Consider the following 23,662-nt stretch of genomic DNA (forward strand, 5'->3'; position numbering starts at 1 on the left):
ATTTCGTTTTACCTAAGCTTAAACCGCAGATGCACCACCAACGATTTCCGACAGTTCTTGTGTGATCGCAGCCTGACGGGCTTTGTTGTACACAAGTTCCAGATCTTCAATCAAGTTGGTTGCGTTATCCGTTGCAGCCTTCATCGCAATCATTCGAGCCGCTTGCTCACAAGCAAGGTTCTCAACCACACCTTGGTATACCTGAGACTCTACGTAACGCACTAATAGCGTATCCAGTAGAGGCTTTGGCTCAGGCTCATAGATGTAGTCCCATGAGTGCTCACGCTGCATCTCTTTGCTGTCCGATTTAGGCAAAGGTAGCAATTGATCGATCGTTGGTTGCTGAACCATAGTGTTCACAAACTTGTTGAACACTACGTATAGACGGTCCAGTTCACCTTCATCGTATTTCTTAAGCATTACGCCAACAGAACCGATTAGGTCTTCTAGGCTAGGGCTGTCGCCAAGGCCAGAAACCTGTGCCGCAACTTTTGCGCCACCATGTTTAAAGAAAGCTGTTGCTTTCGAGCCAATCACTGCTAGCTCAATTTCAGCGCCTTTCTCTTTCCATGTTTGGATGTCTGTAACGGCTTTTTTGAACACGTTGATGTTCAAACCACCACACAGACCACGGTCTGTCGAAACGATGATGTAACCAACACGTTTCGCTTCACGCTCTTCTAGGTACGGATGACGGTACTCTAGATTTGCGTTTGCCACGTGACCGATCACTTTACGCATTGTTTCAGCGTATGGACGAGAAGCTTCCATTGCATCTTGAGAGCGACGCATTTTTGAAGCTGCTACCATTTCCATCGCTTTCGTAATTTTCTGCGTGCTTTTAACACTACCGATTTTATTACGTATCTCTTTTGCGCCGGCCATCGTTACTCTCCGTTAGTTGGTGGCAGAAACTGCCACCGACCTAATTACCAAGTTTGGGTTGCTTTGAAGTCGTCAGTCAGTTTCTTCAACTGAGCTTCGATTTCATCGTTGTAAGCACCAGACTTGTCGATCTCAGCTGCTAATTCAGCGTATTGACCGCGAGCGTACGATAGTAGAGCCGCCTCGAAATCTAGAACTTTGTTCAGTTCTACATCATCAAGGTAACCGCGCTCTGCCGCGAAGATAACTAGTGCTTGGTCAAATACAGACATTGGAGCGTACTGCTTCTGCTTCATTAGTTCTGTAACTTTTTGACCATGGTCTAGCTGTTTCTTCGTTGCTTCATCAAGGTCAGAAGAGAACTGAGCAAATGCTGCTAGTTCGCGGTATGCAGCTAGTGCTGTACGAATACCACCTGATAGTTTCTTGATGATTTTTGTCTGAGCTGAACCACCTACACGAGATACTGAGATACCTGGGTCAACCGCTGGACGTACACCTGCGTTGAATAGCTCAGTTTGTAGGAAGATCTGACCATCGGTAATCGAGATTACGTTAGTCGGTACGAATGCTGAAACGTCACCTGCTTGAGTTTCGATGATAGGAAGAGCAGTCAAAGAACCAGTCTTACCTTTCACTTCACCGTTAGTGAAACGCTCTACGTACTCTTCGTTTACACGAGCTGCACGCTCTAGTAGACGTGAGTGTAAGTAGAATACGTCACCTGGGAATGCCTCACGGCCTGGTGGACGTTTTAGTAGTAGAGAGATCTGACGGTAAGCTACCGCTTGTTTAGATAGATCATCGTAAACAATCAGTGCGTCTTCGCCGCGATCGCGGAAGTATTCGCCCATCGCACAACCTGCATATGGCGCTAGGTATTGTAGCGCTGCAGATTCAGAAGCAGATGCAACAACAACGATAGTGTTTGCTAGCGCGCCGTGCTCTTCTAGTTTGCGAACTACGTTAGCGATAGTCGATGCTTTCTGACCGATTGCTACGTAGATTGAGAAAATACCAGAGTTTTTCTGGTTGATGATCGCATCGATCGCCATTGCTGTTTTACCAGTCTGACGGTCACCGATTACAAGCTCACGCTGACCACGACCGATAGGGATCATTGAGTCAACTGATTTGTAGCCAGTTTGTACAGGTTGGTCTACCGATTTACGGTCGATTACACCTGGTGCGATAACTTCTACAGGTGAAGTCAATTTCGCTTCGATTGGACCTTTACCATCGATAGGCTCACCCAGCGTGTTTACTACGCGGCCTAGTAGTTCTGGACCAACTGGCACTTCAAGAATGCGGCCAGTACCTGTAACTTTCATGCCTTCCTTAAGGTCAGCATATGGGCCCATTACTACCGCACCAACCGAGTCACGCTCAAGGTTAAGTGCCAGTGCATAACGGCCACCCGGTAATTCAATCATTTCACCTTGCATCACGTCCGCTAGGCCGTGGATGCGGATGATACCATCGCTTACCGATACGATAGTACCCTCGTTGCGAGCTTCACTAACAACTTCGAAAGATTCGATACGCTGTTTGATCAGATCGCTAATTTCCGTGGAATTAAGTTGCATGCTCCAATCCCCATTAAGACTGCAATGCATCGCTCAGGCGGTTCAAACGACCACGCGCTGAGTCATCGATGACTAGGTCTCCGGCTCGAATAATAACCCCACCAAGTAGGGTCTCATCTACACTGCAATTCAGCTTCACTTTGCGTTCAAGACGCGCTTCAAGTTTGCTGCCAATATTTGCAAGTTGTTCATCAGAAAGTTCTGATGCTGAAATGACTTCAACATCGATTTCTTTCTCATGCTCTTTCTTCAGAATGAAGAATTGCTCACAAACATCAGGAAGGGCCGCTAAACGACCATTCTCAGCCATCACCTTAAGAAGGTTTTGACCGTGCGCATCAACTTGTTCACCACAAACTGCAACAAAGATTTCTGCCATTTTTTCAGCAGAGAATGAACTGGTTAGAAGCTCATTCATTTGTTCGTTTTTGGCAACTTCAGCAGCAAAAGACAGCATTTGACCCCATTGGTCTAGCTGGCCCTTATCTACCGCAAAGTCGAAGGCTGCTTTAGCATAGGGGCGTGCGATTGTAGTCAAATCAGACATATGCGCCCCCAGACTTAAAGTTTTGCAGTAATGTTGTCGAGAATATCTTTTTGCGCATCTTTATCGATTGTACGCTCAAGGATTTTCTCAGCACCAGCTACAGCCAGAGTAGCAACTTGTTTGCGCAGCTCATCGCGTGCACGATTACGTTCAGCTTCAAGTTCTGCTTCCGCTTGCGCTAGGATTTTCTGGCGTTCTGCCTGAGCTTCCTCGCGAGCTTCATCAATAATTTGAGACTTACGCTTGTTCGCTTGTTCGATGATCTCAGTTGCTGTGCGCTTCGCTTCTTTCAACTGATCAGAAGCGTTGGCTTGTGCTAGATCCAAGTCTTTAGCAGCACGTTCAGCTGCTTGAAGGCCATCAGCGATTTTTTTCTGACGTTCTTCAATCGCTTGCATCAATGGTGGCCATACATACTTCATGCAGAACCACACAAATAGTGCGAACGAGATTGCTTGACCTAGCAGAGTTGCGTTTATGTTCACAACAGCTACCCCTCTATTTGGACTTAGTGTTAATCAGTGACAAGCTAAAGCTTGTCCCGAGTTAAAGGTGATTAACCTAGTTGACCAACGAATGGGTTTGCAAATGTGAATAGTAGCGCGATTACGATACCGATCATTGGAACCGCATCAAGTAGACCTGCGATGATGAACATCTTAACTTGTAGCATAGGAGCCATTTCTGGTTGACGTGCTGCACCTTCTAGGAATTTACCACCTAGTAGTGCGAAACCAATCGCTGTACCAAGAGAAGCAAGACCGACGATAATACCTACGGCGATTGCAGAAAAGCTCAGTAAAGTTTCCATTACTATCTCCAATTTATAGTTGTTGGCTTAGTGCCCAAATAAAAAGCTTAAAAAATTAATGATCAGAGTCTTCGTGTGCCATTGACAGGTAAACAATTGTCAACATCATAAATACGAAGGCTTGAATCGTAATAACCAAGATATGGAAGATTGCCCACGGTAGTGAACCCATCCATTGTAAGTACCATGGTAGCATTGCCGCACAAAGAATGAATACAACCTCACCCGCAAACATGTTACCGAATAGACGCATACCAAGTGAAAGAGGTTTCGCAAGTAGCGATACCACTTCGATCAGTAGGTTAAACGGAATCATCAGTGGGTGATTGAATGGATGTAGAGCAAGTTCTTTTGCGAATCCACCTAGACCTTTCACTTTGATGCTGTAGTAGATCATCAATGCGAAAACGCCTAGAGCCATAGCCATGGTGATATTCACATCAGCAGAAGGTACGACCTTAAGGTAAGGAATACCTAGCCAATGCTCTGCTGGGTATGGTAAGAAGTCGATCGGGACTAAGTCCATCACGTTCATCAAAAATACCCAACAAAAGATAGTCAGTGCTAAAGGCGCGATCAGTGGGTTGCGTCCATGGAACGTGTCTTTGACGTTATCGGCGACAAATTCAACGATCATTTCTACAGCACACTGAAGCTTACCCGGTACACCCGCTGTTGTTCTCTTTGCTACTTTGTAAAAAATTCCGAGGAAGATTAAACCAGTAAACCAAGAAAAAAACAGGCTATCGATATGTACGTTCCAGAAACTTGTCTCCGACCCTACTAAGCCTAACTTATACAGCGATAGGTTAGAAAGGTGGTGGGCAATGTATCCGGACGATGTTAGCGCTTCACCTGGCGCAGCCATAACTCATCCTATTTTTTGTTGTTAATGAATAGCACTGGTGCACAGATATTAATACCTAGTACCAGCAAATAGGTTAGTTTGAGGGGAACGAGTTCCACCTGCATATACATGTAGGCAACGTAGAACAGTGCAACCGTGATGAGAATTTTCAGTACTTCGCCCGTGTAGAAGGACGCAGCGATGCGCTTGGCAGCGCGAGCCCCACTAAACATAAAAGCACATAGCGCGAATACTGCATTGGCGACAACAAAGATGCCACCACCAATCAACGCTGAAATTCCCCATTCAGGATTTACGGCTACCGCCATTCCTGCTGCCACAAAAATAACCGCGCCAGACTGGATCATTAACAATTGCCTTGCGAGCTCTCGTCCTGGTCTAGCTAACGCAGCTACCATGTATTCGTACCTCTAGTAATATCCACTTCGCACTAATTCTCTATGTGCAGGGAAATTGGCGAAAATTATACGTTCAGTCGGAGTTAATGCAATTATATTGCATCAAAAACTTACAGTTTTGTTTACAAAACGACAACTTTCGCACAAAATTCGATTAATTAGATTAATTGACCTAAATCAATTATCTCATCTAGGCCTCTAGCTTGGCAATTAGTTGGTCTAATTTGTGAGGCTCATCAATACTTATCGTCAACTTCGCTTTTCCGTTTGCAGAACGGCTTAAGGAAACCTTCGCATCAAGTAGTTGACTCAATTTATGCGACATTTGCTCGGCTTCGGTATCTTCTTGTTGAGCTTTTTGCTCATTTTGTGGGGCTAAGCACTTTTTTACTAACTGTTCGGTTTGTCGAACCGTCATTTGCTTTTTTGCCACCATTTGAGCCACTTCGACTTGCTGTTCACCTTCCAGTGCCAGCAGCGCACGAGCATGACCCATTTCAAGTTGTTTCTCCGCCACCAAGCGTTTGACGTCGGTATCCAATTGGTTGAGACGCAACAAGTTACTCACGGTAGTTCTTGACTTACCAATCACATCCGCCACTTGCTGATGCGTTAGCATGAACTCATCTTGCAGGCGCTCCAATGCTTGCGCCTCTTCAATCACATTCAAGTCTTCACGCTGAATGTTTTCGATCAAAGCCATAGCAATAGCTGCGCGGTCTTCAACTTTCTTAACCAAGCAAGGCACGCGTTTCAGGCCAGCTTGTTTCGCGGCACGCCAGCGACGTTCGCCAGCGATGATCTCAAACTGTCCGCCAACAACCTGACGAACCACGATCGGCTGGATAATGCCTTGCGATTGAATAGAAGCCGCTAATTCTTCAAGCGCTTCAGGTGCCATATCTTTACGCGGTTGGTAGATCCCCGGCTGTAATTGGCCAATGGCTAATTCAGTGAGTTCACCGTCTGCTGACAAGGCTTGGCTTTGCGATGCAATTTGCTGTTTTTCACGAGCAAACGAACTGGTCGACAACAACGCATCCAGTCCTTTTCCTAGACCACGCTTAGACATGGATTGAATTCCTTAGGTTAGAGTTAAACTGGGATTTCTTCGCGGCGGAGCATTTCGCCCGCTAGAGCAAGATACGCTTTGGCGCCGGCTGAGTACTTGTCGTAGTACATCGCTGGTTTACCGTGACTTGGGGCTTCTGCCAAACGCACATTACGCGGGATGACAGTACGGTAGACTTTATTGCCAAAGTGCTTTTTAAGTTGGTCGGATACTTCATTAGACAGGCGGTTGCGCGGGTCGTACATCGTACGCAGTAAACCTTCAATCTTGAGGTTTTCGTTTACCACAGCCGCTAACTTGCTGATCGTATCCATAAGAGCAGTTAAACCTTCTAACGCAAAGTATTCACATTGCATCGGCACCAGCACAGAGTCGGCTGCAGCCATAGCATTGATTGTAAGAAGGTTTAGAGAAGGAGGACAATCAATAAAGATGAAATCATAGTTATCGCGAACTGTCGACAGTGCGTTTTTCAAACGAACTTCTCGCGCGAACACTTCCATCAATTTGATCTCAGCTGCCGTTACGTCTCCGTTGGCAGCAATTAGATCGTACTTCCCTGTCGTTTGAGTACAGACCACTTGATCAAATGGGGTTTCCTCCACCAAAAGATCGTATGCGGTGGCGTCAACCATGTATTTGTCGACACCACTGGCCATCGTAGCATTGCCTTGAGGGTCGAGATCGATCACCAAAACCTTGCGCTTTGTTGCCGCCATCGAAGCCGCTAAGTTAATGCACGTTGTTGTTTTGCCGACCCCACCTTTCTGGTTGGCGATTGCTACAATTTTACCCACGACTACCTCGCTAATTTTCCTTGCGCGATAAGATTACTAGATGACGATCGCCTTCCAACTCAGGAACAGCTAAAGATATGATCTCGGTCACACTACACCATTCAGGAAGCAGATCCATTTCATCTTTAGGGTGCTGTCCTTTCAACGCAAGAAAGACGCCGTCTTGTTCTTTCGGCAAATGGTGGCACCATTCCACCATGTCCGTCATTGAAGCAAAAGCTCGACTCAAAACGCCATCAAATTTTTCTTCCGGTTGGAATTCTTCGACGCGACTTTGAATTGGTGTCACGTTTTTCAAACCTAACGTGTGGACAACTTGCTTGATAAAACGGATGCGCTTACCGAGGCTATCGAGCAGAAAGAACGTTTTCTCCGGATGCATGATCGCCAAAGGAATACCTGGCAATCCTGGGCCAGTGCCCACATCGATAAAACGTTCACCTTGCAGATGCGTGCCGACCACGATGCTATCAAGGATATGTTTCACTAACATCTCTAAAGGATCGCGAACCGAAGTTAGGTTGTACGCTTTGTTCCACTTATCGAGCAGCTCAACGTAACCGACTAACTGCTCTCGTTGTTTTTCTGAAACGTCTAAATCGGTCTGTGCAATCAGTGAATCAAGCTTGGTTCGTAGTGCACTCATTACTCTTCCTCGCCTTTTTTCAGCAAGCCGTGCTTCTTCAGATGCACAAGAAGAATTGAAATCGCTGCAGGCGTAATGCCGGAAATACGCGAAGCAATGCCAATACTTTCCGGTTTGGCTTCGCTCAGTTTCGCAACCACTTCGTTCGACAAACCTTTTACGTCTTTGTAATCCAAATCCGCAGGCAGTTTTGTGTGTTCGTGGCGAAGTGATTTTTCGATCTCTTCTTGCTGACGCTTGATGTAACCGTCGTATTTCACCTGAATTTCTACTTGTTCTGCCGCTTGTTGATCTTCAAGAGCAGGAGCAAAGGCATCAAGTTGAGTCAATTGTGAGTATGAGATCTCTGGACGACGCAAAAGATCCTCACCACTTGCTTCACGCGCCATTGGCGTTTTCAGCAGTTTGTTCAGTTCATCAATGCCCGCCGAGTTTGGGTTTACCCAAGTAGACTTCAGACGCTGACGCTCGGTTTCCATGTTCTCGATTTTTTCGTTGAAACGCGCCCAACGAACATCATCAATCAAGCCAAGTTCACGAGCTTTTTCTGTCAAACGAAGGTCGGCGTTGTCTTCTCGAAGCAATAGGCGGTATTCCGCGCGAGAAGTGAACATGCGGTACGGTTCTTTGGTACCCATGGTCGACAAATCATCAATCAGAACGCCCATGTATGCTTGGTCACGGCGCGGGCTCCAGCCTTCTTTGCCTTGGCTGTACAAGCTTGCGTTCAAGCCCGCCATTAAGCCTTGTGCCGCAGCTTCTTCGTAGCCTGTTGTACCGTTGATTTGGCCAGCAAAGAATAGACCACTGATGAATTTAGTCTCGTAAGTTTGCTTCAAATCACGTGGATCGAAGAAATCGTACTCAATCGCGTAACCAGGACGAACAATGTGTGCGTTCTCGAAGCCTTTCATTGAACGAACGATTTGAACTTGAACATCAAACGGCAAGCTGGTGGAGATACCATTCGGGTATAACTCGTGCGTGGTAAGACCTTCAGGTTCAATGAAAATTTGGTGGCTGTTCTTATCCGCAAAGCGCATCACTTTGTCTTCGATAGACGGACAGTAACGCGGGCCAATTCCTTCGATCACACCTGCGTACATTGGGCTACGATCTAAGTTATTGCGGATCACTTCATGAGTTTGTTCATTGGTATGCGTAATGAAACAAGGAATTTGACGCGGATGGTGTTCGCGCTTACCCATGAATGAGAAAACTGGTGTTGGGTTGTCACCGTGTTGCGCTTCTAGCACTGAGAAATCAACCGTGCGAGCATCAATACGTGGTGGTGTCCCCGTTTTTAGACGATCCACTCGGAATGGCAATTCACGTAAGCGAGCCGCCAATGCGATTGATGGTGGATCCCCAGCGCGACCGCCTGAAGAACTTTCCATACCAATGTGGATCTTACCACCAAGGAAGGTACCTACGGTCAGCACAACCGCTTTGGCATGGAATTTAAGACCCATTTGAGTCACAACGCCAACAACGCGATCTTGTTCAACAATCAGATCATCAACCGATTGCTGGAACAGAGTTAGGTTTGGCGCGTTTTCTAATGCGTTGCGTACGTACGCTTTGTATAGAGCGCGATCAGCTTGAGCTCGAGTAGCTCGTACTGCAGGACCTTTCGAAGCATTTAGTGTACGAAATTGAATACCTGCATGGTCGATAGCTTCTGCCATCAAACCGCCCATAGCATCCACTTCTTTTACTAAGTGGCCTTTACCGATACCACCAATCGCCGGATTACAAGACATCTGGCCTAATGTATCGATGTTATGGGTAAGGAGAAGAGTTTTTTGTCCTGTGCGTGCAGATGCGAGCGCGGCTTCCGTTCCTGCGTGTCCGCCACCGACAACAATGACGTCAAAGTTTTCGTGATAAAGCATGAACTGACCTCAGGTATTCAAAGGATTTAATGGACAGATAAAGGAGCAGTATTTTACCTGCTTTATGCCAGAGAGAAAATCGTTTTCTCGTTTTTCCGTTTTAGGCTTCAAGATAAATATATATAAGATCTATATATATGATCTTTTATTGGATCTATTATTAGGATCGACGACTTCTGTGGATAAGTGAAAAATGATCAACAAGATCATGGATCTTCTTTGGATCATATCTTGTGATCATGGTTGGATCTGATCGAGGATTACCTGGGATCAAAAATGGGGTTTATACACAGGGGCTAAAATAGATCAAAGTTGTTATTTGGATAACTAAAGGAAAACCACTGGATCTTACCTGACTTATCCACAGACGGTTTGGGTGTTTTTTGTTCAGTTGAAAAGATTTTTTCTACGGAAGGTTATTCACAGAGGGGAAATCAGAGCCGCATCGCGACTCTGTAGGAGATGAGTATGGGGTTAAAAGCGCTCGATATTCTCTTTTAACCATGCTTCTGCAGCATCTTCTGGGACGTCATGAGCCAGTACATCAATCAACAAGCAATCTGTAATCGGCGTTGCGCCAATATCTTCTAACAAGTTGTAAGCGTGCTTACCGGCAGCGCAGAACGTATCGTAGCTCGAATCACCAATCGCAATGACTGCAAACTTCACGTCGGCCATCTTAGGTGGCGTATTTTGTAATGCTGCGATGAAAGGTTGAATATTGTCTGGATATTCCCCCGCACCGTGGGTGGAGGTGATCACAAGCCAAGTCCCTTGGTTATCGATCTCGTCTAATGACGGTTGGTTGTGGATCGTGGTTTCAAATCCTTGTTCAACGAGCAGATCGCTCAGGTGATCACCAACGTATTCCGCACCACCAAGAGTGCTACCTGTAATAATGTGGATCATACTTCTTCCTTTTGAATGCAATGGACACGATGTGAGTCGCGAATGGATGTGTCCATATAAAAAGAAACGCGGCACTAAAACAAGGTTTTGTGCCGCGTATTGGATTATTTACCGATACAGAATGAAGAGAAGATACGCCCGAGTAGGTCGTCAGAGCTGAACTCCCCGGTTATCTCATTCAGATGCTGCTGAGTAATGCGTAGCTCTTCGGCAAGGATTTCACCTGCCATATAGCCTTCAAGCTGCTCTTGGCCGATTTGCAGATGTTGAGCTGCACGTTCTAGTGCGTCCAAGTGACGACGGCGCGCCATAAAGCCACCCTCAGTATTACCTGAGAAACCCATGCACTCTTTTAGGTGGTTACGCAGCGCATCGACACCCGCCCCGGTTTTTGCTGAAAGGCGAATCAGAGTAGGATCGTTCACATGACAGATCCCCATATCTTCACCTGTTTGATCCGCTTTGTTGCGGATCACCGTCATGCCAATGCTTTCTGGCAGGCGATCGACAAAATCGGGCCAAATTTCTTTTGGATCGGTGGCATCGGTCGTGGTGCCATCAACCATAAATAGGACACGGTCTGCTTGGGCGATTTCATCCCAGGCGCGTTCGATACCAATTTTTTCTACTTCGTCAGAAGCGTCACGCAAACCTGCCGTATCGATGATGTGCAGCGGCATACCATCGATATGAATGTGCTCGCGCAGCACGTCACGCGTGGTACCTGCGATGTCTGTTACGATTGCGGACTCTTTGCCCGACAGCGCGTTCAGTAGGCTTGATTTACCCGCATTTGGACGACCAGCAATCACGACTTTCATGCCTTCGCGCATGATCGCGCCTTGGTTCGCTTCTTTGCGTACCGCATCGAGGTTATCGATGATAGCTTGCAGATCTCCTGCAACTTTACCATCGGCAAGAAAATCGATTTCTTCTTCAGGGAAGTCGATGGCCGCTTCCACATAGATGCGAAGATGAATCAGTGATTCCACCAGCGTTTGAATACGCTGCGAGAACTGGCCTTGTAGCGATTGTAGCGCCGATTTCGCTGCTTCTTCAGAGCTAGCATCAATCAGGTCGGCAATCGCTTCTGCCTGAGTCAAGTCCATCTTGTCGTTCAAGAACGCACGTTCCGAGAACTCACCAGGACGGGCTGCTCGTACGCCAGCTATGCCCAGAATACGTTTAATCAGCATATCCATGACCACAGGGCCACCGTGACCTTGCAGTTCTAATACGTCTTCGCCCGTGAACGAGTGCGGGTTAGGGAAGTACAGTGCAATGCCTTGGTCGAGCACGGTGCCATCTTCGGCTTGAAACGGCAGGTATTCAGCGTAACGCGGTTTTAGAGTTTTCCCTGTGACTTCCAATGCCACTTGGTTGGCCTTAGGGCCTGAAACACGAATAATGCCGACACCACCACGACCGGGTGCAGTAGCTTGAGCGACAATCGTATCTGTAGTCATAATCTTGCCTTTTGAGCTGGGCTCGGTGGAGCCATCACTATTAATTAGCTGAATTGTAATCAGCCAAAAACAAAAAGGCGACCTTTTGGCCGCCTTTCTTATTCTTTTGTTAAAGGTTACTTAGTGTGTAAGCCTTTTTTCTCCAGCGCTTTGTAAATCAAGGTTTGCTGGATCAGAGTAACGATGTTCGACACCAACCAGTACAGAACTAGGCCTGATGGGAAGAACAAGAAGAAGAAGGTAAACATAACCGGCATGAAGGTCATGATCTTCTGCTGCATTGGATCCGTTACGGTTGTTGGGCTCATCTTCTGGATTAGGAACATTGAAGCACCCATCAGTAATGGCAGGATGTAGTAAGGGTCCTGCGCTGAAAGGTCATGAATCCAACCGAAGAATGGAGAGTGACGAAGCTCAACCGATTCCATTAGTGCCCAGTATAGAGCGATGAAGATAGGCATCTGTAGAACAAGAGGAAGACAGCCACCCAGTGGGTTTACTTTCTCTTTCTTGTACAGTTCCATCATCTCTTGGCTCATGCGTTGACGGTCGTCGCCAATACGCTCACGCATAGCTTGCAGCTTAGGCTGTAGCATGCGCATTTTCGCCATAGACGTGTATTGCGCTTTCGTTAGTGGGTACATTGCACCACGAACGATGAAGGTCAAACAGATGATTGCCACACCCCAGTTACCCACGAAGCTTTGGATGAAAGCAAGCAGTGAGTGAAGTGGTTTAGCGATGAACCATAGCCAGCCGTAGTCCACTACTAGGTCTAGGTTTGGTGCCACTGCTGCCATTTCTTGTTGTAGCTTAGGACCAACCCAAAGTGTTGCTTCAAACTTCGCTTGGTCACCCGTCGCGATCGTTTTGTTCGGCATACGTACGCCGATATCGCCTAGGTTGCCAATTACGCGAGTGTAAAGGTTAGTACCTGGTTCGTTACGAGGGATCCAAGCAGCTGCGAAGTAGTGTTGGATCATTGCTGCCCAACCTTGGCCATCTGCTAGGTTGATAGACAGGTTACGATCCTGCATATCTTCAAAGCTGTATTTTTTGTAACGAGTATCTTCAGTTGAGTAAGCACCGCCACGGTAGGTTGGCATTGTGATGCTACCACCAGCGTCCATTAGGTTTTGACGTAGGTGTGCGTACATACCGAAGGTTGCGTTGTTACCAGAGTTGTTCGCTACATCGTATTCAACGTTCAGCGCGTAGCTGCCGCGTTTTAATACGTAAGTTTTTGTGTATTCGATGCCGTTTGCAGTAAATGTCATCGGAACGCGTAGTTCGTCTTGACCGTCAGCTAGAGTGAAGCTGTCTGCGCTCACATTGTAGTGAGGACGGTTAGAGCTGCTTAGATCGATACCTTGAGGACCAACAAGACCGCTTTGTGCGATGAATTGATGACCTTGTGTGTCTTTTAGCAGAACGAATGGGTCTGATGAATCAAGTTCAGCAGAGTATTGGTTTAGGTCGGCATGTACCACATCGCCACCAACGGTGTCGATCGACAGAGTTAAAACATCAGTCGTTACTGTGATAGTTTTTGCAGAAGCTTGCTGTTGACCAGGAACTGGGTCCAGCTCATCAGCAAAAGATGGTGCAGGTAGAGTGCTGCTTGATTGAGCCTGTTCAACCGCTTGAGGTGCTGGATTCTTTGCGACTTGCCATTGTTGAAATAGCAAGAAAGAAACCAGTGCCAGAGCGATGAGCAGGATATTACGTTGAGAATCCATCGTTAGTTATCTCTGTCTTGTTTTTGGACTGGTGGAACGGGGTCATACCCCCCTTCATTCAAAGGGTGGCATTTTAATAGACGTTTGCCTGATAACCAACATCCTTTTACAAAACCGTGAGCTCTCAAAGCTTCTAGCGCGTAAGTGGAACAAGTTGGTGTGAACCGGCAACGAGGACCAATCAGAGGGCTGATAAACCAGCGATAAAGATAAACGAGCCCAATGGCTATCCACGTGAAGGGCGAGACAGGCGTTGCCATAGCTTATCAAACAACTTAAAAATTTCCTCATTGCTTAAATCTTGCGCGCTTTTCTTCGCGATCACAACAAAATCTTTGTTTGGAAGTTGATGTTGAGAGTTACGAAAGCTTTCACGAGCCAAACGCTTAAAGCGGTTACGACCGACAGCAGTTTTGATTTGCTTTTTCGGAACAGCTAAACCTAATCGTGGATGAGAAAGTTTGTTATTACGAGCAATGATGGTGAAATGAGGCGAGCCAGCTCGGTGAGCTTGCTGGAAGACGTTTTGATAATGCTCGGGAGTTAACAAGCGTAACTCCCGATTAAACGCGTACGTGTTCAAAATAAACTAGCGATTATTTTGATAGGCGCGCACGGCCTTTTGCACGACGTGCGTTGATAACTTTACGACCGTTCTTAGTTGCCATGCGAGCACGGAAGCCGTGAGTACGCTTGCGCTTTAGAACTGTAGGTTGAAAAGTGCGTTTCATGATAATTACCTTTACTGATCAGTAGTTTTAGGTTCTTGTTAAACCCGGCGTGGGCATCTGTTTTCTTTATAAAGAAGCTCTTTATATAGAGAAGAACAACCGACGCCTCTCAACAAAGAGGCGGAATTGTAATCACACTCACATAATGTGTCAATGACTCAATGAGTACGAAATTCCGGCCGGGCGATTATACGTAGTGTGAGTAAAATCTCAAGGATCAATCGATCCTGTTGCTTGATCGTTACTCTATTCCTACTTGGTTAAGGAATTTTTTCAAACGAGGATCTTGTGGATTATCGAAAATATCCTGTGGAGAACCTTGTTCGACGATGTTGCCTTCCGCCATAAAGATCACCCGATCGGCGACTTCTTTAGCAAATTGCATCTCGTGTGTTACCACCAGCATGGTTTGATGCTGATTGGCTAACTTCTTCATTAATGAGAGAACTTCACCGACCCATTCCGGATCCAGCGCGGAAGTTGGCTCATCAAAAAGTAATAGTTCTGGCTGTAACGCCATAGCGCGGCCGATGCCGACACGCTGCTGCTGGCCACCAGATAGAGCTGCCGGGTAGCTGTCACCTTTCTCGCCAAGGCCAATATCATCCAGAATCTGCTGTGCACGAGTCAGAGCTTCCTGTTTCTTCCAGCCACGCACGGTAATCAAACCTTCGGCAATATTCTGGCGAGCCGTCATGTGCGCAAAAAGGGCATAGTTTTGGAAAACAAACCCAGTACGGCGACGCAGCGCCAAGACTTCGGCTTTCGTGTGCTTTTGTGTATCGACAGAGATGTCGTCGATAGTGATACGACCTTCGTCGGCTTGCTCAAGGAAGTTAACGGTGCGCAACAGGGTCGACTTACCCGTACCGCTAGAGCCGATAATCACGATGATCTCACCCTGTTTGATATCGAGGTCAATGCCTTTCAGGACTTCAGTATCGCCAAAGCGCTTGTGGATATTTTCTAATTTGATCATCGTACGTACGCCTTATTCAGTTTCGCTTCAGCCCAAATTTGTACTCGAGTCAGAATCACCACCACGCCCCAGTAAATCAGAGCAACGGCTAGGAATGCTTCAAAGAAACGGAAGCTTGAAGAGGCTTCCATCTGAGCTTTAGCCATGATTTCTGCCACGCCAAGCGTAAAGGCTAGGGAAGTCGACTTAATCATATCAATGAAGTAGTTCATCAATGAGGGCAGTGCTACTCGTGTTGCTTGTGGCAGAATCACGCGACGCATCGCTTGTGGCGTTGTCATGCCGACCGATAGGCTCGCTTCCATTTGGCTACGATCAATACCGATGATTGCAGCACGAATACTCTCGGCCATATAAGCGGCAAAGTGCAACGTTAAACCAATCACTGCGGCAGAAAATGCATCGATACCCACCATCACAGGGAAGATTTGTGGCAAGCCGTAATAAAGCAGGAAAAGTTGTACTAACAGTGGGGTACCACGGAAGAAGCTGATGTACAGTTGACTCAATTGGTCGAGAACTGGCAGCTTAAATACGCGAATGTTCGCCAAAATTACGGCTAAAATCAGTGAAAAGACCAAGCCCCATGTGGCCATTTCCATGGTTGTGCCAAGATATTTGAGCAATATCGGCAGCAGTTCCAACATGTAATTAAAATCAAATCCCATACGGCTTACCTAAAGGCTAGAGAAAAGAAAAGGTGGAAAACAATGTTCCACCTTCACATGAGTTTATTTTAGGTCGAGAGTTGCGATTGTTCGCATTCTCGAAAGCAAAGTAGCATTACTTCGTGATGTCAGCACCAAACCACTTCACTGAAATCTTTTCTACTGTACCATCTGCACGCATCTCTGCTAGTGCTTTATTCACTTCCGCTTGTAGCTTCTGACCTTTTTCATTGTTGACGAAAGGCCATGCGTTTTGAATGGTTTCAAACGGTTCACCAGCCAGTTCCAGTGGCAGACCTGTTTTCTTGATCAGTTCTAGCGCGGACAAACGGTCCATCACGAAAGCGTCTGCACGGCCAAGCGCAACATCATGCTCGATACCAGTGTCGTAAGTTTTGATGTTGATTTTGCCATCTTTGTCGTATTGGCGTAGTAGCTGCTCAAAGTTAGAACCTAGGTTAACCGCAACGGTTTTGCCTGCTAGATCGTCTACACCTTTGATGCTGTCGTTGCCTTTACGTACCGTGATTTGCGCGCCGTCGATCACATAAGGGTCTGCAAACAGGTATTTCGCTTTGCGCTCATCTGTCATGGTGATTTGGTTTGAGATTGTATCGATGCGGCCAGTTTCTAAAAGACCAAACAAACCTGAGAAGTTCGACGTCACGTATTCGATCTTGTAGTCGTTACGCTTACCGATCTCATCCCACATATCCACCTCAAAGCCTTGTAGCTTGTCTTGCTTCACGAAAGTGAATGGGAAGTAACGGCCAGACATGCCCACCTTGACTTCAGTTGCGGCAGTGTCGACTGCCGCTTGAACTGTCGCGGCAGATAGTGCGATGGCTGCAACGGCAACCTTAACCCAGTTTTTCATAATACATCTCCATATTTTTATAGTTGGAAATACTACTGTTAGTTAGCTCAATTAAATAAATAACCAAGAGCAATAACCTAGACCAGAGAGTAATAAGTTCTCATTTGGTTTAGATAATAGACAATTTGGCAAGGAGGCGATGGAAAAACGATCGAATCAAAGCGAAAGGATCGAAAAAAGAGGCGCTGGAAAGAAAATAATACACAGAGTTATCACCAATCTGTCGATCTCGCTAAATTTGCCCAAATGTGGATCAATGTGTGGGCAAATTTGGGGCAAGGTGTGTTGATCTCACCAAGTTTGGCGAAATAATTGTGAATAACTTAGATCTTATTCACTTGATCGTCGATCAATTGCTGGCGATCTTGGTTATCAACAGGTAAAATTGCCAGTCTTTTCCGATAATTCAATTACTCAGTGGGGGCACCGTGTCATCTTCGCTTTGGCTGCAATGTTTGCAGCAGCTTCAAGAAGAGCTACCAGCTACAGAATTCAGTATGTGGGTTCGTCCGTTACAAGCGGAGCTCAATGACAATACTCTCACTCTATTCGCGCCAAACCGCTTTGTGTTGGATTGGGTGCGTGATAAGTATCTGAACAGCATTACTCGTTTACTGCAGGAATACTGTGGTAACGACATCCCGAATTTACGCTTTGAAGTGGGCAGTCGCCCAGTTTCTGCGCCTAAGCCAGCACCGACACGTACGCCGGCGGATGTGGCTGCGGAATCTTCAGCGCCTGCGCAGTTGCAAGCACGTAAACCTGTGCACAAAACATGGGATGACGACCCTCAAGCGATTGCAGCGATCAATCACCGCTCAAACATGAACCCAAAACATAAGTTCGACAACTTCGTAGAAGGTAAATCGAACCAACTGGGTTTGGCTGCGGCGCGTCAGGTATCGGATAACCCAGGAGCTGCCTACAACCCACTGTTCCTTTACGGTGGTACTGGTCTAGGTAAAACTCACTTGCTTCACGCTGTGGGTAACGCGATTGTGGATAACAACCCGAACGCGAAAGTGGTGTACATGCACTCTGAGCGTTTCGTGCAAGACATGGTAAAAGCACTGCAAAACAATGCGATTGAAGAGTTCAAACGCTACTACCGCAGTGTGGATGCTCTCCTTATCGATGACATCCAATTCTTTGCCAACAAAGAGCGCTCACAAGAAGAATTCTTCCATACCTTCAACGCATTGTTGGAAGGTAACCAACAGATCATCCTAACTTCTGACCGTTATCCAAAAGAGATCAGCGGGGTAGAGGATCGTCTGAAATCGCGATTTGGTTGGGGTCTAACGGTTGCGATCGAGCCGCCTGAGCTAGAGACGCGTGTGGCGATCTTGATGAAGAAAGCTGAAGACCATCAAATTCATTTGGCTGACGAAGTTGCGTTCTTTATTGCAAAACGTCTGCGTTCCAACGTTCGTGAGTTGGAAGGTGCGTTGAACCGAGTCATTGCCAACGCGAACTTTACTGGTCGCCCAATCACCATCGATTTCGTTCGCGAAGCGTTGCGCGATCTGCTGGCGCTGCAAGAGAAGTTGGTGACCATTGACAACATTCAAAAGACGGTTGCTGAGTACTACAAAATCAAAGTGGCGGATCTGCTGTCTAAACGTCGTTCTCGCTCCGTTGCTCGTCCTCGTCAATTGGCGATGGCACTGGCTAAAGAGCTAACTAACCACAGCTTGCCAGAAATCGGTGATGCGTTTGGTGGCCGAGACCATACGACCGTTTTGCATGCATGTCGCAAGATTGAGCAGCTGCGTGAAGAGAGCCACGATATTAAGGAAGATTACTCGAACTTGATTCGCACCCTGTCTTCTTAATCGGTTAGAATAACGGTATTCTAAGCAAATCAATTTTTGAGCTGACAGCGTAAAGAGCCAAGCATGAAATTTACTATTGAACGTAGTCATTTAATCAAACCGCTACAACAGGTTTCGGGCGCTTTGGGTGGCCGACCAACCCTGCCTATTTTGGGCAACCTACTGATTAAAGTAGAAGAGAACGTGCTATCAATGACCGCGACTGACCTAGAAGTGGAATTGGTGAGCAAAGTGACTCTAGAAGGGGATTTCGAAGCGGGTAGCATTACCGTTCCTTCGCGTAAGTTTCTCGATATTTGCCGTGGCTTGCCAGACGATGCGATCATCACTTTCGTGTTAGAAGGCGATCGCGTGCAAGTTCGTTCTGGTCGCAGCCGTTTCTCACTGGCAACGCTACCAGCGAATGACTTCCCGAACATTGAAGATTGGCAAAGTGAAGTTGAAGTATCACTGAGCCAAGCGGATCTGCGTACGCTTATCGACAAAACTCAGTTCTCGATGGCAAACCAAGACGTACGTTACTACCTCAACGGTATGTTGTTTGAAATCGATGGCACGACACTGCGTAGTGTGGCGACCGACGGTCACCGTATGGCAGTATCGCAAACTCAACTAGGTGCTGACTTCGCCCAAAAGCAAATCATCGTGCCACGCAAAGGTGTGCAGGAATTGGTTAAGCTGATGGATGCGCCAGAGCAACCTGTCGTTTTGCAAATTGGCAGCTCAAACGTGCGTGCAGAAGTGAACAACTTTATCTTCACGTCTAAACTGGTTGATGGCCGTTTCCCTGACTATCGCCGCGTATTACCGCAACATACCAACAAAACACTGATCGCAAGTTGTGATGAGTTGCGCCAAGCGTTCTCGCGTGCTGCGATTCTTTCTAACGAAAAGTTCCGTGGTGTGCGTGTTAACTTAGCGGGCAGCGAAATGCGCATTACGGCAAACAACCCAGAGCAGGAAGAAGCCGAAGAGATGCTGGATGTGACCTTTGAAGGTGACCCAATCGAAATCGGCTTCAACGTTAGCTACGTGTTGGATGTGCTGAACACGCTACGTTGCGAGAAGGTACAAGTGTCGATGTCGGATGCCAATGCCAGTGCATTGATTGAAAATGCCGACGATGACAGTGCCATGTACGTGGTGATGCCAATTCGTCTATAAGCCAACTGAATGCCTCTTTCTCGTCTCATCATTCAGCAGTTTCGCAACATTAAAGCCTGTGATATTCAGTTATCAGCAGGCTTTAACTTTCTTATTGGACCGAACGGTAGCGGCAAAACCAGTGTCCTAGAAGCGATTTATTTACTCGGGCATGGTCGCTCATTCAAAAGCTCTCTCACTGGTCGTGTGATTCAAAATGAGTGTGATGAACTGTTTGTTCATGGTCGTTTTTTGAACTCGGATCAATTTGAGCTACCTATCGGTATTAATAAGCAGCGCGATGGCTCGACAGAGGTTAAAATAGGCGGTCAATCTGGGCAAAAATTGGCGCAATTGGCGCAAGTGTTACCGCTGCAGTTGATACATCCAGAAGGGTTTGATTTACTGACGGATGGTCCAAAACATCGCCGTGCATTCATCGATTGGGGCGTGTTTCATACCGAGCCAGCATTTTATGATGCATGGGGTCGTTTTAAGCGTCTCAACAAACAGAGAAACGCGTTGTTGAAGACCGCGAGTAGCTATCGTGAGCTCAGTTATTGGGATCAAGAGATGGCGCGTTTGGCGGAAAACATCAGTCAGTGGCGGTCACTGTACATTGAACAGATGAAAACCGTCGCAGAAACGATCTGTCAGACATTTTTGCCAGAATTTGAGATCCAATTGAAGTATTATCGTGGTTGGGATAAAGACACCCCATACCAAGAAATACTAGAAAAGAATTTCGAGCGTGATCAGTCTTTGGGGTACACCTTTAGTGGCCCGAATAAAGCTGATTTGCGCATTAAAGTGAATGGAACACCCGTTGAGGATGTTCTGTCACGCGGTCAGTTAAAGCTGATGGTGTGTGCATTGCGTGTGGCGCAAGGGCAACATCTTACAGCGATGACCGGTAAACAATGCATTTACCTAATTGACGACTTTGCGTCGGAATTAGATAGCCAACGTCGCAAGCGTCTTGCAGATTGCTTGAAAGAGACAGGCGCACAAGTATTTGTAAGCTCTATCACTGAAAACCAAATCGCCGACATGCTCGACGATAATGGCAAATTGTTTCATGTGGAACATGGCAGGATAGAGTCAAACTAGAAGAGAGAAACTCATGTCTGAAAATTACGATTCATCGAGTATTAAGGTACTGAAGGGTCTGGATGCGGTACGTAAGCGTCCAGGTATGTACATCGGGGACACGGACGACGGCACCGGCCTTCACCACATGGTTTTCGAGGTGGTGGATAACTCAATTGATGAAGCGTTGGCAGGTCACTGTAAAGACATCGTTGTGACAATTCATGAGGACAACTCGGTTTCCGTTAGCGATGATGGTCGTGGCATTCCAACAGAAATGCACCCAGAAGAAAAAGTATCAGCAGCAGAAGTTATCATGACTGTACTGCACGCTGGTGGTAAGTTCGATGATAACTCGTACAAAGTATCAGGCGGTCTTCACGGCGTGGGTGTTTCGGTAGTAAACGCACTGTCAGAAAAAGTGGTACTAACCATCCATCGTGGCGGTCATATCCACACGCAAACTTACCGTCATGGTGAGCCTGAAGCGCCTCTAGCGGTTGTGGGTGATACGGATAAAACCGGTACACAAATTCGTTTCTGGCCAAGTGCAGAAACTTTCTCTAACACTGAATTCCATTACGACATCCTAGCAAAACGTCTGCGTGAGCTATCGTTCTTGAACTCAGGCGTTTCTATCAAGCTTATTGATGAGCGCGAAGCGGACAAGCAAGACCACTTCATGTATGAAGGTGGTATTCAAGCATTCGTTCAGCACTTAAACACTAACAAAACACCAATCATCGAGAAAATCTTCCACTTCGACTTAGAACGTGAAGACGGCATTTCGGTAGAAGTGGCAATGCAGTGGAACGATGGTTTCCAAGAGAACATCTTCTGTTTCACCAACAACATTCCACAGCGCGATGGTGGTACTCACCTTGCTGGTTTCCGTGCGGCACTAACACGTACGCTAAACAGCTTTATGGATAAAGAAGGCTTCTCGAAGAAAGCGAAAACGGCAACGTCAGGCGACGATGCGCGTGAAGGTTTGACTGCCGTTGTTTCAGTAAAAGTGCCTGATCCAAAATTCTCGAGCCAAACCAAAGACAAACTGGTTTCTTCTGAAGTGAAATCAGCGGTTGAATCGGCGATGGGTGAGAAGCTATCTGAGTTCTTGGTCGAAAACCCAAGCGAAGCGAAGATGGTTTGTTCGAAAATTATCGATGCAGCACGTGCACGTGAAGCCGCACGTAAAGCGCGTGAAATGACTCGTCGTAAAGGCGCGCTAGACCTAGCAGGCCTACCAGGCAAACTTGCAGACTGTCAGGAAAAAGATCCGGCACTCTCTGAACTATACATTGTGGAGGGTGACTCTGCGGGTGGTTCAGCTAAGCAGGGTCGTAACCGTAAGAATCAGGCAATCTTACCGCTGAAAGGTAAGATCCTAAACGTAGAAAAAGCACGTTTCGACAAGATGTTGTCTTCACAAGAAGTTGCAACGCTTATTACAGCACTTGGCTGTGGTATCGGTCGTGACGAGTACAACCCGGATAAACTGCGTTACCACAACATCATCATCATGACCGATGCTGACGTCGATGGTTCGCACATCCGTACGCTACTGTTGACTTTCTTCTACCGTCAAATGCCAGAGCTTATCGAGCGTGGTTACGTGTACATCGCTCAGCCACCACTATACAAAGTGAAGAAGGGCAAACAAGAGCAGTACATCAAAGATGAAGAAGCGATGAACCAATACCAAGTATCATTGGCATTGGACAACGCATCACTGCACGTAAACGCAGAAGCTCCAGCTCTAGCTGGCGAAGCGCTAGAAAAACTGGTTCAACAATACAATGCAGGTATCAAGCTTGCTGATCGTATGAGCCGTCGTTACCCTCGCGCCTTAGTGCATGAGCTTATCTACACATCTCGTCTAACGGCTGAGCAGTGTCATGATGCAGCAGCAGTAGAAGCTTGGACAAAACAACTTGTTGAGCAACTAAACGCGAAAGAAGTGGGTGCAAGCCAATATAGCTACGAAGTGGAGCTGCACGCAGAGCTTGGTTTGAGCCTGCCGAAGATCATCGTTCGTACACACGGTGTGACTCACGAGCATGCGCTAAGTGTTGATTTCCTAAACTCAAAAGAATACGGCAAGCTGGCGGACCTTTCTGAAGTCCTAGACGGTCTTCTAGAAGAGGGCGCGTACATCAAACGTGGTGAACGTACTCTGCCAGTATCAAGCTTTGCTGAAGCACTTGAGTGGTTGGTTAAAGAATCGATGCGTGGTCTAAGCCGTCAGCGCTACAAAGGTCTAGGTGAGATGAACCCAGATCAGCTTTGGGAAACCACAATGGACCCAGAGACGCGTCGCATGATGCAAGTAACGATTGAAGATGCGGTAGGCGCAGACCAATTGTTCACAACGCTAATGGGTGACCAAGTTGAACCTCGTCGTCACTTCATTGAAGAGAACGCACTGAAGGTTGCAAACCTAGACGTGTAGCGACAAGCGTTTTTGGATAGAAAAAAGCAGCGAGCCATCGCTGCTTTTTTGTTTCTTGGTGGTATGAAAATCACCACTTTATGCCAAGACTTTGGCTTTTCTGCTACTAACTGCCAGAGGCTTGAGTAGCGGCGCAATTTTGTTTCCCTTTTCTGTTTTTCTTGCCATTTTGTTCGCTTGAGTGCTTTTGCTTTCTTTTTCCTGCTCGCTATAGTGCTGTAGAGCTTTCCAATCATACGAGGTTAGAAAACATGGTGACGATTTTCCTG

General features: G+C 46.8%; 24 protein-coding genes. 4 read left to right on the plus strand and 20 right to left on the minus strand.

Annotated features, from left to right (window positions below):
• Positions 1-18 precede the first annotated feature (18 nt).
• The 20 genes from atpG to ACF8CV_RS05950 all read right to left on the minus strand — a co-directional run bounded on the left by atpG (position 19) and on the right by ACF8CV_RS05950 (position 16,874).
• Positions 19-885, minus strand: coding sequence for a F0F1 ATP synthase subunit gamma (gene atpG / locus ACF8CV_RS05855; RefSeq protein WP_005457304.1), 867 nt, complete (start codon positions 883-885; stop codon positions 19-21).
• Between the two features lie 44 nt (positions 886-929).
• Positions 930-2,471: a F0F1 ATP synthase subunit alpha gene (gene atpA / locus ACF8CV_RS05860; protein WP_005457301.1), complete on the minus strand. Its 1,542-nt coding sequence runs from the start codon at positions 2,469-2,471 to the stop codon at positions 930-932.
• A gap of 13 nt (positions 2,472-2,484) precedes the next feature.
• Positions 2,485-3,018, minus strand: a complete 534-nt coding sequence (atpH, locus tag ACF8CV_RS05865; RefSeq protein WP_005481164.1) for a F0F1 ATP synthase subunit delta — start codon at positions 3,016-3,018, stop codon at positions 2,485-2,487.
• Between the two features lie 14 nt (positions 3,019-3,032).
• On the minus strand, positions 3,033-3,503 hold the full coding sequence (atpF, locus tag ACF8CV_RS05870) for a F0F1 ATP synthase subunit B (RefSeq protein WP_005458451.1): 471 nt from the start codon (positions 3,501-3,503) through the stop codon (positions 3,033-3,035).
• Between the two features lie 71 nt (positions 3,504-3,574).
• Entirely contained in the window at positions 3,575-3,829 is a 255-nt protein-coding gene (gene atpE / locus ACF8CV_RS05875) for a F0F1 ATP synthase subunit C (RefSeq protein WP_002540812.1), read from the minus strand.
• A 55-nt stretch (positions 3,830-3,884) separates the two neighbouring features.
• Positions 3,885-4,697: a F0F1 ATP synthase subunit A gene (atpB, locus tag ACF8CV_RS05880; RefSeq protein WP_005458499.1), complete on the minus strand. Its 813-nt coding sequence runs from the start codon at positions 4,695-4,697 to the stop codon at positions 3,885-3,887.
• An 8-nt stretch (positions 4,698-4,705) separates the two neighbouring features.
• On the minus strand, positions 4,706-5,095 hold the full coding sequence (locus ACF8CV_RS05885) for a F0F1 ATP synthase subunit I (protein WP_005458481.1): 390 nt from the start codon (positions 5,093-5,095) through the stop codon (positions 4,706-4,708).
• A gap of 190 nt (positions 5,096-5,285) precedes the next feature.
• Positions 5,286-6,167: a ParB/RepB/Spo0J family partition protein gene (locus ACF8CV_RS05890; RefSeq protein WP_138938548.1), complete on the minus strand. Its 882-nt coding sequence runs from the start codon at positions 6,165-6,167 to the stop codon at positions 5,286-5,288.
• A 23-nt stretch (positions 6,168-6,190) separates the two neighbouring features.
• Positions 6,191-6,964 carry a ParA family protein gene (locus tag ACF8CV_RS05895; protein WP_005458453.1) on the minus strand — a complete coding sequence of 258 codons (774 nt, stop codon included), beginning with the start codon at positions 6,962-6,964 and terminating at the stop codon, positions 6,191-6,193.
• A 10-nt stretch (positions 6,965-6,974) separates the two neighbouring features.
• Positions 6,975-7,610 (minus strand): 16S rRNA (guanine(527)-N(7))-methyltransferase RsmG, encoded by a 636-nt coding sequence (gene rsmG, locus ACF8CV_RS05900; protein ID WP_005458456.1) that lies wholly within the window; start codon positions 7,608-7,610, stop codon positions 6,975-6,977.
• Positions 7,610-9,505, minus strand: coding sequence for a tRNA uridine-5-carboxymethylaminomethyl(34) synthesis enzyme MnmG (mnmG, locus tag ACF8CV_RS05905; RefSeq protein WP_138938549.1), 1,896 nt, complete (start codon positions 9,503-9,505; stop codon positions 7,610-7,612). Before mnmG ends, rsmG begins: the two co-directional genes overlap by 1 nt.
• 474 nt (positions 9,506-9,979) lie before the next feature.
• Positions 9,980-10,414, minus strand: a complete 435-nt coding sequence (gene mioC / locus ACF8CV_RS05910) for an FMN-binding protein MioC (RefSeq protein ID WP_015296019.1) — start codon at positions 10,412-10,414, stop codon at positions 9,980-9,982.
• 104 nt (positions 10,415-10,518) lie between these two features.
• Positions 10,519-11,880: a tRNA uridine-5-carboxymethylaminomethyl(34) synthesis GTPase MnmE gene (gene mnmE / locus ACF8CV_RS05915; RefSeq protein ID WP_005458483.1), complete on the minus strand. Its 1,362-nt coding sequence runs from the start codon at positions 11,878-11,880 to the stop codon at positions 10,519-10,521.
• A 116-nt stretch (positions 11,881-11,996) separates the two neighbouring features.
• On the minus strand, positions 11,997-13,619 hold the full coding sequence (yidC, locus tag ACF8CV_RS05920) for a membrane protein insertase YidC (RefSeq protein ID WP_005497514.1): 1,623 nt from the start codon (positions 13,617-13,619) through the stop codon (positions 11,997-11,999).
• A 2-nt stretch (positions 13,620-13,621) separates the two neighbouring features.
• A complete protein-coding gene (gene yidD, locus ACF8CV_RS05925) occupies positions 13,622-13,879 on the minus strand; it encodes a membrane protein insertion efficiency factor YidD (RefSeq protein ID WP_005378822.1) in 258 nt (85 codons plus the stop codon).
• Entirely contained in the window at positions 13,846-14,169 is a 324-nt protein-coding gene (gene rnpA, locus ACF8CV_RS05930) for a ribonuclease P protein component (RefSeq protein ID WP_015296021.1), read from the minus strand. The genes yidD and rnpA overlap by 34 nt, the downstream gene beginning before the upstream one ends.
• Before the next feature lie 46 nt (positions 14,170-14,215).
• On the minus strand, positions 14,216-14,350 hold the full coding sequence (gene rpmH / locus ACF8CV_RS05935) for a 50S ribosomal protein L34 (protein WP_005378825.1): 135 nt from the start codon (positions 14,348-14,350) through the stop codon (positions 14,216-14,218).
• Positions 14,351-14,591: 241 nt separating this feature from the next.
• The gene (locus ACF8CV_RS05940; protein ID WP_005481188.1) at positions 14,592-15,329 is read right to left on the minus strand and encodes an amino acid ABC transporter ATP-binding protein; all 738 of its coding nucleotides are present in this window, start codon (positions 15,327-15,329) and stop codon (positions 14,592-14,594) included.
• A complete protein-coding gene (locus tag ACF8CV_RS05945; RefSeq protein WP_005497519.1) occupies positions 15,326-15,997 on the minus strand; it encodes an amino acid ABC transporter permease in 672 nt (223 codons plus the stop codon). The genes ACF8CV_RS05940 and ACF8CV_RS05945 overlap by 4 nt, the downstream gene beginning before the upstream one ends.
• Before the next feature lie 115 nt (positions 15,998-16,112).
• The gene (locus tag ACF8CV_RS05950) at positions 16,113-16,874 is read right to left on the minus strand and encodes an amino acid ABC transporter substrate-binding protein (protein WP_020904417.1); all 762 of its coding nucleotides are present in this window, start codon (positions 16,872-16,874) and stop codon (positions 16,113-16,115) included.
• A gap of 428 nt (positions 16,875-17,302) precedes the next feature.
• On the opposite strand from ACF8CV_RS05950, the gene dnaA reads away from it, so the two are divergent.
• From dnaA to gyrB, 4 genes are all read left to right on the plus strand, one after another.
• Entirely contained in the window at positions 17,303-18,709 is a 1,407-nt protein-coding gene (dnaA, locus tag ACF8CV_RS05955) for a chromosomal replication initiator protein DnaA (protein ID WP_005488867.1), read from the plus strand.
• A gap of 63 nt (positions 18,710-18,772) precedes the next feature.
• Positions 18,773-19,873, plus strand: coding sequence for a DNA polymerase III subunit beta (dnaN, locus tag ACF8CV_RS05960; protein WP_005486165.1), 1,101 nt, complete (start codon positions 18,773-18,775; stop codon positions 19,871-19,873).
• Between the two features lie 9 nt (positions 19,874-19,882).
• Positions 19,883-20,962: a DNA replication/repair protein RecF gene (gene recF, locus ACF8CV_RS05965; RefSeq protein ID WP_005458661.1), complete on the plus strand. Its 1,080-nt coding sequence runs from the start codon at positions 19,883-19,885 to the stop codon at positions 20,960-20,962.
• Positions 20,963-20,975: 13 nt separating this feature from the next.
• The gene (gyrB, locus tag ACF8CV_RS05970; RefSeq protein WP_005458663.1) at positions 20,976-23,393 is read left to right on the plus strand and encodes a DNA topoisomerase (ATP-hydrolyzing) subunit B; all 2,418 of its coding nucleotides are present in this window, start codon (positions 20,976-20,978) and stop codon (positions 23,391-23,393) included.
• The last annotated feature ends 269 nt before the right edge of the window (positions 23,394-23,662 follow it).

The organism is Vibrio sp. zbq_1 (genome assembly GCF_043102935.1).
Classification (GTDB): Bacteria; Pseudomonadota; Gammaproteobacteria; order Enterobacterales; family Vibrionaceae; genus Vibrio; species Vibrio parahaemolyticus.